Origin of the sequence: Nocardioides sp. NPDC057772 (assembly GCF_042798075.1) — a bacterium.
GTDB lineage: Bacteria > Actinomycetota > Actinomycetes > Propionibacteriales > Nocardioidaceae > Nocardioides.
Map to the genome: position 1 here is coordinate 1 of NZ_JBHVKN010000168.1, position 11,290 is coordinate 11,290.

Sequence of the window (11,290 nt, forward strand, 5' to 3'; positions counted from 1 at the left end):
ACTGCCGCACCGGGCGATGGGGGAGCGGGCGGCACGGCTCCTGCTCGACGCCCTCGCCGCACAGGCCGCGCCCCCGGCCGAGGTGGCTTCTCGTCGAGCATCTTGGCGAGGTTGTTGATGATCCGGCCGCCGGTGGCGGCGAAGGGGTGGCCGGCCGCCAGGCTCGAGCCCTTGACGTTGAGCTTCTCGCGCGGCACGGTGCCGACCGGGGCGTCGAGGCCGAGCTTGTCCTTGCAGAAGTCGGGCGACTCCCAGGCGGCGAGGGTGGAGAGGACCTGCGACGCGAAGGCCTCGTGGATCTCGAAGAAGTCGAAGTCGTCGAAGGTCAGGCCGTTGCGGGCGAGGAGACGCGGGACGGCGTAAGCAGGGGCCATCAGCAGACCCTCGCCACCGGCCACGTAGTCGACGGCGGCGACCTCGGCGTCGACGAAGTAGGCCAGGACCGGCAGGTTCTTGGCGGCGGCCCACTCCTCGCTCGCGAAGAGCACGGCCGAGGCACCGTCGGTCAGCGGCGTCGAGTTGCCGGCCGTCATGGTCGGGTTCTCGCCCTTGACGCCGAAGACGGGCTTGAGAGTGGCGAGCTTCTCGACGGTCGATCCGGGACGGAGGTTGTTGTCCTTCTCCAGGCCGCGGAACGGGGTGATCTGATCCTCGAACCAGCCGGCGTCGTACGCAGCGGCGAGCTTCTGGTGAGAGGCGGCGGCGAGCTCGTCCTGGGCCTCGCGGGTGATGCCCCACTCCTGCGCGGTGAGCGCAGCGTGCTCACCCATGGAGAGCTTGGTGCGCGGCTCCACGTTGGCCGGGATGTTGGGGATGATGTCGGCCGGACGGAGCTTGGCGAACGCCTTGACACGGTCGACGTTGGTCTTGGCACGGTTGGCCTCGAGCAGGATCTTGCGGAGCTTCTCGCCCAGCGCGATCGGCGCGTCGGAGGTGGTGTCGGTGCCGCCGGCGATGCCGGAGTCGATCTGGCCGAGCGCGATCTTGTTGGCGATGTAGGTCGCGGCCTGGAGGCCGGTGCCGCAGGCCTGCTGCAGGTCGACAGCAGCGGTCTCGGGAGCGAGCTTCGACCCGAGCACCGACTCGCGGGTCAGGTTGAAGTCGCGCGAGTGCTTGAGCACCGCACCGGAGGCGACCTCACCGATGCGCTCGCCCTCGAGGCCGAAGCGAGCGGCGAGGCCGTCGAGGACAGCGGTGAACATCTCCTGGTTCGACGCGGTCGCATACGCACCGTTGGAGCGGGCGAAGGGAATACGGTTGCCGCCGACGATGGCGACACGACGGGTGGTGGTCATAGGTTCATCCTTGTCTGATGAAGCGCTTTGGAGAAGGGTATGTCAGGGAGATCACGAGAAGTGGACACCGAGTTACACGCCTAGTTACAACTGGCCAGTAACATACCAACGTACGTCTCAGAGACCACGTCCAGAAGGATCAGAGCAGACCATGAGCGACAAGTACCAGAGCTTCACCCAGTCGGCGATCGGCAAGGTCCTCGTCAAGAACCTCGGACTGCCGAGCCCCGCCAAGCTCGAGCGGTACGCAGCCGGCGCCCCGCTCGTGAAGGGCACCGTCCTGACCGGCGGCCGTGGTCGTCTGGCCGAGTCGCTGAGCGGGCTGCTCGGCGAGCTGGACATCGCCTCGACCGACACCGCGGCAGCGGGCGCTCGCTTCAAGGGCCTCGTCTTCGATGCCACCGGCCTGACCTCGACGACCGACCTGGTCGCGCTGCAGGAGTTCTTCACCCCGGTGATGCGCAGCCTGGAGAGCAACCCGCGCGTCGTCGTGATCGGCACCCCGCCCGAGCAGCTCAAGGGGGGCGAGCGGGTCGCCCAGCGCGCCCTGGAGGGCTTCACCCGCAGCCTCGGCAAGGAGATCGGCCAGGGCGGCACGGTCCAGCTCGTCTACGTCGCGGAGGGCTTCGAGGGCTCGCTGCTCTCGACGCTGGCCTTCCTGCTCTCCCCGAAGAGCGCCTACGTCTCCGGCCAGGTCGTGCGGATCGGCGCCAAGAACGCCTCGCCCGCCGCCGAGCAGGTAGATCTCAAGAAGCCGCTCACCGGCAAGGTCGCCCTCGTCACCGGCGCCGCCCGCGGCATCGGCGAGGAGATCGCCAAGGTTTTGCAGCGCGACGGCGCGACCGTCGTCGGCCTCGACATCCCGCCGTCGGAGGAAGACCTGAAGAAGGTCACTCCCGACTACATCACCGCCGACATCACCGCCGAGGACGCGCCCGCCACGATCGCCTCCTACCTCCAGGAGAAGTTCGGCGGGGTCGACATCGTCGTCCACAACGCCGGCGTCACCCTCGACAAGAAGCTCGCCAACCAGAAGGCCGACCGCTTCGGCACCGTGCTGGAGATCAACATCAGCGCCCCCGAGCGGATCACCGCCGAGCTGCTCGAGCAGAAGCTCATCCGCCCCAACGGCCGCATCATCGGCGTCTCCTCGATCGCCGGCATCGCCGGCAACGTCGGTCAGACCTCCTACGCCACCTCCAAGGCGGCCGTCATCGGCTTCGTCGACTCGTTGGCCGATGACCTCCCCGACGGCATCACCGTCAACGCGGTCGCCCCGGGCTTCATCATCACCCAGATGACCGCCGCGGTCCCGTTCGCGACGCGGGAGGTCGGCCAGCGCCTCAACGCGATGGCCCAGGGTGGCCTGCCGGTCGACGTCGCCGAGACCATCGCGTGGTACGCCTCGCCGGCCTCCACCGGCGTCAACGGCAACGTCGTGCGGGTGTGCGGCCAGATGATGCTGGGCGCCTGATGAGTGCCCCGAAGATCGAACCCAGCTTCACCGGCAAGTCCGGCCCCGGGCTCCTCATCCGGGCGGCGCTGCCCGCCATCCCCGGCGTCAACGCGCTGCCCGGCATCAAGAAGACGGGGGTGACCTACGAGGAGCTGAGCCTCACCCGTGAGCCCGTCGAGCTCGATCGCGCCGCGGTCGACGCCTACGCCGAGCTGTGCGGGTTCCCCCTTAAGGACACCGTCCCGCTCCCCTACCCGCACATGCTGGCCTTCCCGCTGCACATGGCGCTGATGTCCTCGCCCGACTTCCCCTCGCCCGCGATGGGCATGGTCCACATCGAGAACTCCATCAGCGGCTACCGGCCGATCTCCGTCGGCGAGGCGGTCGCGGTGACCACCACCGTGGGGCAGCCCGAGCCGCACCCGGTCGGGAAGGCCTACCGGTTCCTGACCGTCGCCACCGCCGAGGGCGAGGTCGTGTGGGAGTCCACCTCGACCTACCTCGTGCGCGGCAAGCGCAACCCCGACGTCTCCTGGAAGTCGGATCTGATCGAGGTCGACCCCTCGGGCCCGGTCTTCCCGCTCAAGGCCGACCTGGGACGGCGCTATGCCAAGGTCGCCGGCGACTACAACCCGATCCACCTCTACCCCCTGACCGCGAAGGCGCTCGGGTTCAAGCGGCAGATCGCCCACGGGATGTGGACCAAGGCACGCTGCATCGCCGCACTCGAGAACCGGCTCCCGGGCGCGGTCCGCGTGGACGTGGCGTTCAAGAAGCCGGTCTTCCTCCCCTCCTCCGTCGCCTTCGGGTCGCTGAAGCACCTGGACGGCTACGACTTCTCGCTCCACAAGCGCGGCTCGGACACGCTCCACCTGCTGGGGCGCACCACCGCTCTGTGACCAACGGTCGGCCGCCAACGTTTAACCCGTGGCGGCCGACCTCCCGCAGGTGAGAGCGTGCTCGCATGCCCGCCCCACTCCAGCTCCCGTCGGGTTATACCGAGCGTCCCCTGAACCTCGCCGATGCCGGCGCCGTGGCCCGCGTGATGGCGGCCGACGAGCTGGCCACGACGGGCGAGGTCCACATCGAGGAGGCCGACATCGTCGCGGAGTGGCAGCGGCCCTCCTTCGACGTCGGCCCGGCCACCGTCGGCGTGCTCACGCCCACCGGTGAGCTCGTCGGCTACGCCGAGTGCTCGGGCGGCGCACGCGCCGACTCCGCCGTCCACCCCGACCACTGGGATCACGGGATCGGCACCGCGCTCGCCGGCTGGATCAGCGCACGTGCGGCCGAGCTCGGCGAGCCCGTCATCGGCATGCCGGTCCCCCAAGGCTCGCCCGGCGACCGGCTGCTGGAGTCCCTCGGCTGGTTCACACGCTGGGAGTCCTGGGTCCTGGTCCTGCCGGAGGACGCGGTGATCCCGGTGCGCGAGCTGCCCGAGACGTACGCCATCAGGGCTGCCACCCCCCAGGACCACGAGCAGGTGTGGAACGTGATCGAGGACGCCTTCCTCGAGTGGTCCGAGCGCGAGCGGGAGCCCTACGCCGACTGGCTCGCCACCGTCATCGGCAGGCCCGGGGCCGAGCCGTGGAACCTACGCGTGGCCACCGGCCCGGACGGCGCGGTCGTCGCCGCGGCGGTGCTGGTGATGACCGAGGACGGCCGGGAGGGCTACGTCAGCCAGCTGGCCACCCGTAAGGACCACCGCAACCGTGGCCTGGCCCAGGCGCTCCTCGCCGACGCGTTCGGCGCGGCCCGTGCTCATGGAGCCACCCGCGCGACGCTGTCGACCGACTCCCGTACGGGCGCTCTCGACCTCTACCTCCGTGTCGGGATGCAGGTCGAGTCGACCTGGGTCCACCGCGCGACCCGGCCCTGATCCCGTCCCGCCGACCTCCCGTCCGCTAGCATCTTGCGACCAGGAGGTGGACAGACATGTCCGACGTACTGATCCGAGGCCTCTCGGATGACGAGCTCACCCGCATCGACAGCGAGGCGACGCGGCTGGGTCTCACCCGCGACGAGTATCTGCGTCGATGGTTCACGCCCGACGCGCTCCGCCCGCTGCCACCCGCGCGCCCTGTGGCCGGGGCCGACTTCGCGAAGTTCGCCGCGCTGGCCGACCGGGGTCTGATGCGTGACGCATGGTCGTAGTTCGACCCTGGCTGGTGCACCGGTCGGCGCTCGCCCGGATGTCCACCAGCCCCGACGCTGAGAAGTGGTCCCGCCTGATCGAGCTGGGACAAGTACGCATCACCACCACGACGCTGCTGGAGATCGGCCACCTGGCCCGCACCGAACGCGAGTGGTCCGAGCTCGTCGAGGACGTGCCGGTGATCCACATGCCGCTCGCGACCCTCACTCCGCGTACGGAGGCACGCGCGCTGGAGATCCAGCGCATCGTGCTGCGCGACGGCCGTCACCGGGCGCCGTCGGTCCCGGACCTGCTCGTCGCGGCGGTCGCCGAGGAGGCCGACCTCACCGTGCTCCACGCCGACAACGACGTCGACCTCATCACCCGCACCACCGGTCAGCCGGTCGAGCGGCTCCGCGCCTGACGTCCGCTGAAGCTCAGAACAGCTCGCGCACCTTCTCGATCGGCCGGGCCAGTACACCACGGTCGCCCTTGAGCACGATCGGGCGCTCCATCAGCGCAGGGTGCTTCACGATCAGGTCGACGAGCTCGTCCTCGGAGAGGTCACGGCTGCCGAGTTCGAGCTCCTTGTAGACCGGCTCGCGCTTGCGCAGCACGTCGCGAGCGCTCAGCCCGGTCTTCGCCAGGATGTCTCGGACCTCCTCGGCCCGCAGGCCCAGCACGTGGTAGTCGACCTTCTCGAAGTCGATGCCCTCCTCCTTCAGGAGGACGAACAGGTTCCGACACGTCGTGCAGGTCGGCTTCTCGTACACGGTGATCTGATCCACGCCGCCACCTTAGCGGCCCGCTGTGGTGCGCTATCACGGTAGGCAACCAGGCTGTGCGATAGTGCGCCGACCTATTTCTGGGCGCGATCATGGGACAGATGCGCCGACTCGGCGCGTGAGGGTGAGACTGACGCGCCGGGTCGGCGGCCTCAGGCGCGGGGCGGGCGGATGAGGCCCTCCTGGGCCACCGTGGCGGCCAGGGTGCCGTCGGCGGTGAAGACGCGACCGATGGACAGGCCGCGGCCGCCGTAGGCCGAGGGGCTCTCCTGGTCGTAGAGCCACCACTCGTCGGCACGGAACGGCCGGTGGAACCAGATGGTGTGGTCGAGGGAGGCCATCTGGATGCCCTTGTGGTCCAGGGAGTGGGCGGCCAGGGAGGCACCGAGCAGCGAGATGTCGGAGGCCCAGGTGAACGCGCCGCGCTGGATGTCGGGATCGTCGGGGAGCGAGGCACCCAACCGGATCCACAGGCGCTGCTGCGCCGGGCGGGCGGGGTCGGGCTCGATGCCGAGCAGGGAGTTGCCGACGGCGCGCACCTCGACGGCCTCCCACTCACGAGCCAACGACACGGCCTCGGGCGAACCCGAGTCGGCCATCATCTTCAGGAAGTCGATGCACTTCTCCGGCGGCGGGACGGACGGCATCGCGTCCTGGTGCTCGAACCCGGTCTCCTCACGCTGGAAGTTGGCGGTGAGGTAGTAGATGTCGCGGCCCTTCTGCCGCGCCCGGACCCGCCTGGTCTCGAAGGAGCGCCCGTCGCGGATCCGCTCCACGTCATAGACGATCGGGTAGGACGGGTCGCCCGGGAGCAGGAAGTAGGAGTGCATCGAGTGCACCGTGAAGGCCGGGTCGGCCGAGCGGATGGCGGCCATCAGCGCCTGGGCGGCCACCTGGCCACCGTAGGCGCGTCCACGCGAGTTGCGGGTCGTGGTGGCACCGTGGAAGAGGTCCTTGTCGATCTCCACCAGGTCGAGCACGCCTACCAGTTCGGCCACTGCCTGATCCGCCGGTACGGCGTCGGTCGTCATGTGAGTGAGTGTCTCTCAATCCTTCTCAGGGTTGTCATCGGGGTCCGGGCCGTTCAGCCCGGCGAGGAACTGCTCGAACTGCGCGCCGAGCTCGTCACCCGTCGGCAGCGGCTCGTCGGGAGCCAGCAGAGAGCGTCCGGACTCCTCGCCGCGCTGGAAGGTGTCGTACTGCTGCTCCAGAGCGGCGACGACCTCCCGCACCTCGGCATTGTCCTCGATGTAGGAGGCGATCTCCTCCTCGCGGCGCTGGGCCTCGGCCTCCAGGTCGGAGACGGGGATCGTCAGCCGCGCCGCGCGCTCGAGCTCCTCGACGAGCACGACCGCCGCGGCCGGGAAGTCGCTCTGAGCCAGGTAGTGCGGCATGTGGACCACGAAACCGCCCGCCGGCAGACCCCACTCCCCCAGCCGGACCTCCAGCATCGCCTGGGCGGACGCCGGAATCCGGATCTCACCCTTCCACGGGCTCTCCCAGACCTGACCGGTGAGCTCCTGCGCCGGGTCGTTGGCGTGCCTGGTGGTGGTCAGCGGCCGGGTGTGCGGCACTGCCATCGGCACCGAGGTGAGCGAGATCACCTCGGTCACGCCGAGTCGCTCGATGACCTCACGTACGGCACCGGCGAAGGCCTCCCAGCGGTTGTCCGGCTCCGGGCCGTGCAGCAGCAGGTAGGGCGTGTCGCCGGCGTCCTTGAGCAGCCGGACGACCAGTCGCGGGGCGTCGAAGGACTCGTAGTGGTCGCTGACGAACGAGATCGCGGGGCGGCGGGCCCGGTAGTCGTGGAACTCGTCGACCTCGAAGGTCGCGACCACCGGCGCGCGCCGGGAGGTCTGGACCAGGTGGGCGGCGGCCCGCTCGGAGGCCTTTCCGGCGTCGAGGAAGCCATCCATGACCACCACCATCGGCAGCCGGTCGCCGCCGGCGAGGAGGATCTCCTCGGGCAGGTCGTCCACGATGTGCACCAGACGTGATCCAGCCATCGGTGCCTCCTCCCGTCGCGTACGGCCCTCAGGGGCCGCGCCGTCGCTTGCCTCGCCCGGGATCTCGACCCTCGGGCTCAACCTTCTCAATACACGCTTCCACATGACGACAGCGCAGCATCCTGGACGCCCACGATATTCCCAAGCCGACGCGCGGAGACCGTCGATCTCCCCCAAACGGCCGGTGTGACCTCCCCCTCGGTGCGGTCGTTGTTACTAGCGGGTAATGTAACCGCCGGGGCACCACCGGTGCCCGCAACAACAGCGCCGCCCGGCGGCAACCGACCGGCAATTCACATGGAGTGACACGGTGACCCGACAGCTGCGAGAAGTCGTCTTCGTCGACGGCGTACGCACACCTTTCGGCAAGGCCAAGGGCCAGTACGCCGAGACCCGCGCAGACGACCTGGTCGTCAAGCTCATCCGTGAGCTCACGCGCCGCAACCCCGATCTTCCCCCGGAGCGGATCGACGAGGTCGCCATCGCCGCGACCACGCAGATCGGCGACCAGGGTCTCACCATCGGCCGCACCGCCGGCCTGCTCGCCGGTCTCCCGCAGTCCGTCCCGGGCTACGCGATCGACCGGATGTGCGCGGGCGCGATGACCGCGGTCACCACGACCGCCGGCGGCATCGCCTTCGGTGCCTACGACGTCGCCATCGCCGGTGGCGTCGAGCACATGGGCCGCCACCCGATGGGCGAGGGCGTCGACCCGAACCCGCGGATCATCTCCGAGAAGCTGGTCGACCCGAGCGCGCTCGTCATGGGCAACACCGCCGAGAACGTCCACGACCGCTACCCGGCGATCACCAAGGAGCGCACCGACGCGTTCGCCGTCCGCTCCCAGGAGCTGGCGGCCAAGGCGTACGCCGACGGCAAGATCCAGCCCGACCTGGTGCCCGTGGCCACCCGCTCCGCCGAGAACGGCTGGGGCCTGGCCACCACCGACGAGCCGATGCGTCCCGGCACCACCACCGAGGACCTGGCCAAGCTGAAGACCCCGTTCCGCCCCCACGGTCGGGTGACCGCGGGCAACGCGGCGGGCATCAACGACGGCGCGACCGCCTCGCTGCTGGCCTCCGAGGAGGTCGCCAAGGAGCTCGGTCTGCCGATCAAGATGCGGCTGGTTTCGTACGCCTTCGCCGGCGTCGCCCCTGAGGTCATGGCCGTCGGCCCGATCCCGTCGACCGAGAAGGCGCTGGCCAAGGCCGGGCTCACGATCGACGACATCGAGGCCTTCGAGATCAACGAGGCCTTCGCGATCCAGGTGCTCGCGTTCCTGGACCACTTCGGCATCGACCAGAACGACGACCGCGTGAACCCCTACGGTGGCGCGATCGCGTTCGGTCACCCGCTGGCGTCCTCCGGCGTGCGGCTGATGATCCAGCTCGCCCGCCAGTTCGAGGAGCGCCCCGAGGTCCGCTACGGCCTCACCACCATGTGCATCGGCCTGGGTATGGGCGGCACGGTCATCTGGGAGAACCCTCACTGGAACGGCGCGGAGGCCTGACATGACGGACATCAACACGCTTCTCGCAGACGTGGAGAAGCTCTACTCCGACGACGAGGTCGTGACCAAGGCCCTGCTGCAGAAGGTCACCCTGCCCTCCGGCAAGGTCCTCGGCCTGGTCACCCTCGACAACGGCCACGACCACACCCGCCCGAACACGTTCGGCCCGAAGTCGCTGGTCGAGCTCAACACGGCCTACGACGCGGCCCTGGCCGACGCCGAGATCGACGCGATCGCGGTCACCGGCAAGCCGTTCATCCTCGCGGCCGGTGCCGACCTGACCTCGCTGCAGGCGGGCGGCCCCGACGGGATCCGTACGATCGCCGAGCTCGGCCACGCGGTCTTCCGCAAGCTGGGCGACGGTCACAACGGCACCAAGAAGCCGTCGTTCGGCTTCATCAACGGGCTCGCTCTCGGCGGCGGCCTCGAGGTCGCGCTGCACGCCGACTACCGCACCATCCAGGACTCCGTGCCCGCCGTCGGACTGCCCGAGGTCATGCTCGGCCTGATCCCCGGCTGGGGCGGTGGCTATCTCCTGCCGAACCTGATCGGTCCGGCCAAGGCCGCCAAGGTCTTCATCGAGAACCCGCTCAACAACGGCAAGGTGCTCAAGGGCGCCGAGGCCTACGACCTGGGCATCGCGGACGCGATGTTCGGCGGTGCCGACTACCTCGAGCAGTCGCTGCTGTGGGCCGACAAGGTCCTCTCCGGTCAGGTGTCGGTCGAGCGCGAGGAGATCGACCGCGGCGAGGCCTGGGACGAGGCCGTCAAGAACGCCGGCTTCTTCGCCTGGGCCAAGACCGGCGACGCCTCCCCGGCCGCCAAGAAGGCCGTCGAGCTCCTGACGCTGGCCAAGACGGCGACCCGCGAGGAGGGTTTCACGGCCGAGGACGACGCGCTCGTGGCGATGTCCAAGACCCCGCAGCTGCTCGCCTCGCTCTACTCCTTCGACCTGGTGCAGAAGCGCGCCAAGCGTCCCGCCGGTGCCCCCGACAAGGCGCTCGCGCAGAAGGTCACCAAGGTCGGCATCATCGGTGCCGGTCTGATGGCCTCGCAGTTCGCGCTGCTCTTCGTCCAGCGCCTCAAGGTGCCGGTCGTCATGGTCGACCTCGACCAGGAGCGCGCCGACAAGGGCGTGGCGTACGTCCACGCCGAGCTCGACAAGAAGCTCGCCAAGGGCCGCGCCTCGCAGGACGCGACCAACCGTCTCAAGGCGCTCGTCACCGCGTCGGTCGACTACGCGGAGGCGTTCTCCGACGCCGACTTCATCATCGAGGCGGTCTTCGAGGAGATGGGCGTCAAGAAGACCGTCTTCGCCAACGCCGAGGCCGTCGCGCCGGAGACCGCGGTCTTCGCCACGAACACGTCGTCCCTCTCCATCACGGAGATGGCCGCCGACCTGAAGAACCCCGAGCGGGTCGTGGGCTTCCACTTCTTCAACCCGGTCGCGGTCATGCCGCTCCTCGAGATCATCAAGGGCGAGAAGACCTCCGACGCCGCGCTGGCCACCGCCTTCGCGACCTCCAAGGCACTCAAGAAGACCTCGATCCTGGTCAAGGACAGCCCCTCCTTCATCGTGAACCGGCTCTTGGGCCGCTTCATGGGCGAGATCGCGAAGATCGCCGACGAGGGCACCCCGATCGACGTGGTCGAGTCCGCCTTCGCGGGCGTCACCCCGATGTCGCCCTACCAGCTCATCGGGCTGGTCGGTCCGGCCATCGCGTACCACAACAACGAGACCCTGGCGAAGGCCTTCCCCGAGCGGTTCTACCTCTCGGAGAACCTCCACAAGGTCGTCGAGGCCAAGAAGGCCTCGTTCTTCGGTGCCGACGGCCGCACGCTCGACCCGGAGGTCGAGGCGCTCCTCACCGTCGGTGACGTCGTCAAGACGGCCGAGGAGGTGCGCCAGCAGACCCTCGAGGCGATCGCCGACGAGATCGGCCGGATGCTCGACGAGGGCGTCGCCCAGGCCGCCGAGGACATCGACCTGGGGATGATCACCGGTGCCGGCTTCCAGTTCTGGAACGGTGGCATCACCCAGCTCCTCGACCGCGAGGGCATCTCCGAGAAGGTGACCGGCAAGAAGTTCCACTGACGCCTGGAA

11 protein-coding genes are annotated in these 11,290 nt (G+C 69.3%); 7 read left to right on the forward strand and 4 right to left on the reverse strand.

The features are described from left to right. A partial coding sequence (locus ACFVJS_RS21530) for an acetyl-CoA C-acetyltransferase (RefSeq protein ID WP_378884661.1) occupies positions 1-1,295 on the reverse strand: 1,295 nt, incomplete at its 3' end. 151 nt (positions 1,296-1,446) lie between these two features. Between ACFVJS_RS21530 and ACFVJS_RS21535 the strand changes: the two genes are divergently transcribed. The 5 genes from ACFVJS_RS21535 to ACFVJS_RS21555 all read left to right on the forward strand — a co-directional run bounded on the left by ACFVJS_RS21535 (position 1,447) and on the right by ACFVJS_RS21555 (position 5,309). Further along, positions 1,447-2,769 (forward strand): 3-oxoacyl-ACP reductase, encoded by a 1,323-nt coding sequence (locus ACFVJS_RS21535; protein ID WP_378884665.1) that lies wholly within the window; start codon positions 1,447-1,449, stop codon positions 2,767-2,769. After that, entirely contained in the window at positions 2,769-3,650 is an 882-nt protein-coding gene (locus ACFVJS_RS21540; protein WP_378884667.1) for a MaoC/PaaZ C-terminal domain-containing protein, read from the forward strand. Before ACFVJS_RS21535 ends, ACFVJS_RS21540 begins: the two co-directional genes overlap by 1 nt. A 65-nt stretch (positions 3,651-3,715) precedes the next feature. Continuing rightward, complete coding sequence (locus ACFVJS_RS21545) at positions 3,716-4,630, forward strand: GNAT family N-acetyltransferase (RefSeq protein ID WP_378884670.1); 915 nt, start codon at positions 3,716-3,718, stop codon at positions 4,628-4,630. Between the two features lie 56 nt (positions 4,631-4,686). Next, positions 4,687-4,905 carry an antitoxin gene (locus ACFVJS_RS21550; RefSeq protein WP_378884673.1) on the forward strand — a complete coding sequence of 73 codons (219 nt, stop codon included), beginning with the start codon at positions 4,687-4,689 and terminating at the stop codon, positions 4,903-4,905. Next, on the forward strand, positions 4,896-5,309 hold the full coding sequence (locus ACFVJS_RS21555; RefSeq protein WP_378884676.1) for a PIN domain-containing protein: 414 nt from the start codon (positions 4,896-4,898) through the stop codon (positions 5,307-5,309). The genes ACFVJS_RS21550 and ACFVJS_RS21555 overlap by 10 nt, the downstream gene beginning before the upstream one ends. A gap of 13 nt (positions 5,310-5,322) precedes the next feature. Here the strand turns inward: ACFVJS_RS21555 and ACFVJS_RS21560 are convergent, their stop codons facing one another. From ACFVJS_RS21560 to ACFVJS_RS21570, 3 genes are all read right to left on the reverse strand, one after another. Beyond that, positions 5,323-5,673, reverse strand: coding sequence for an ArsC/Spx/MgsR family protein (locus ACFVJS_RS21560; protein ID WP_378884679.1), 351 nt, complete (start codon positions 5,671-5,673; stop codon positions 5,323-5,325). A 149-nt stretch (positions 5,674-5,822) separates the two neighbouring features. After that, entirely contained in the window at positions 5,823-6,668 is an 846-nt protein-coding gene (locus ACFVJS_RS21565) for an acyl-CoA thioesterase (RefSeq protein ID WP_378884681.1), read from the reverse strand. 48 nt (positions 6,669-6,716) lie between these two features. Then, a complete protein-coding gene (locus ACFVJS_RS21570; protein ID WP_378884684.1) occupies positions 6,717-7,676 on the reverse strand; it encodes a PAC2 family protein in 960 nt (319 codons plus the stop codon). 310 nt (positions 7,677-7,986) lie between these two features. Between ACFVJS_RS21570 and ACFVJS_RS21575 the strand changes: the two genes are divergently transcribed. Continuing rightward, the gene (locus ACFVJS_RS21575; RefSeq protein ID WP_165112034.1) at positions 7,987-9,186 is read left to right on the forward strand and encodes an acetyl-CoA C-acyltransferase; all 1,200 of its coding nucleotides are present in this window, start codon (positions 7,987-7,989) and stop codon (positions 9,184-9,186) included. Position 9,187: 1 nt separating this feature from the next. Then, complete coding sequence (locus ACFVJS_RS21580) at positions 9,188-11,281, forward strand: 3-hydroxyacyl-CoA dehydrogenase NAD-binding domain-containing protein (protein ID WP_378884686.1); 2,094 nt, start codon at positions 9,188-9,190, stop codon at positions 11,279-11,281. The last annotated feature ends 9 nt before the right edge of the window (positions 11,282-11,290 follow it).

Bases quoted from the DNA above. Each gene is read 5' to 3' on its own strand.
- ACFVJS_RS21570 (WP_378884684.1), bottom strand. From the start codon at position 7,676: ATGGCTGGATCACGTCTGGTGCACATCGTGGACGACCTGCCCGAGGAG.
- ACFVJS_RS21580 (WP_378884686.1), top strand. From the start codon at position 9,188: ATGACGGACATCAACACGCTTCTCGCAGACGTGGAGAAGCTCTACTCC.
- ACFVJS_RS21535 (WP_378884665.1), top strand. From the start codon at position 1,447: ATGAGCGACAAGTACCAGAGCTTCACCCAGTCGGCGATCGGCAAGGTC.
- ACFVJS_RS21545 (WP_378884670.1), top strand. From the start codon at position 3,716: ATGCCCGCCCCACTCCAGCTCCCGTCGGGTTATACCGAGCGTCCCCTG.
- ACFVJS_RS21550 (WP_378884673.1), top strand. From the start codon at position 4,687: ATGTCCGACGTACTGATCCGAGGCCTCTCGGATGACGAGCTCACCCGC.
- ACFVJS_RS21555 (WP_378884676.1), top strand. From the start codon at position 4,896: ATGGTCGTAGTTCGACCCTGGCTGGTGCACCGGTCGGCGCTCGCCCGG.
- ACFVJS_RS21540 (WP_378884667.1), top strand. From the start codon at position 2,769: ATGAGTGCCCCGAAGATCGAACCCAGCTTCACCGGCAAGTCCGGCCCC.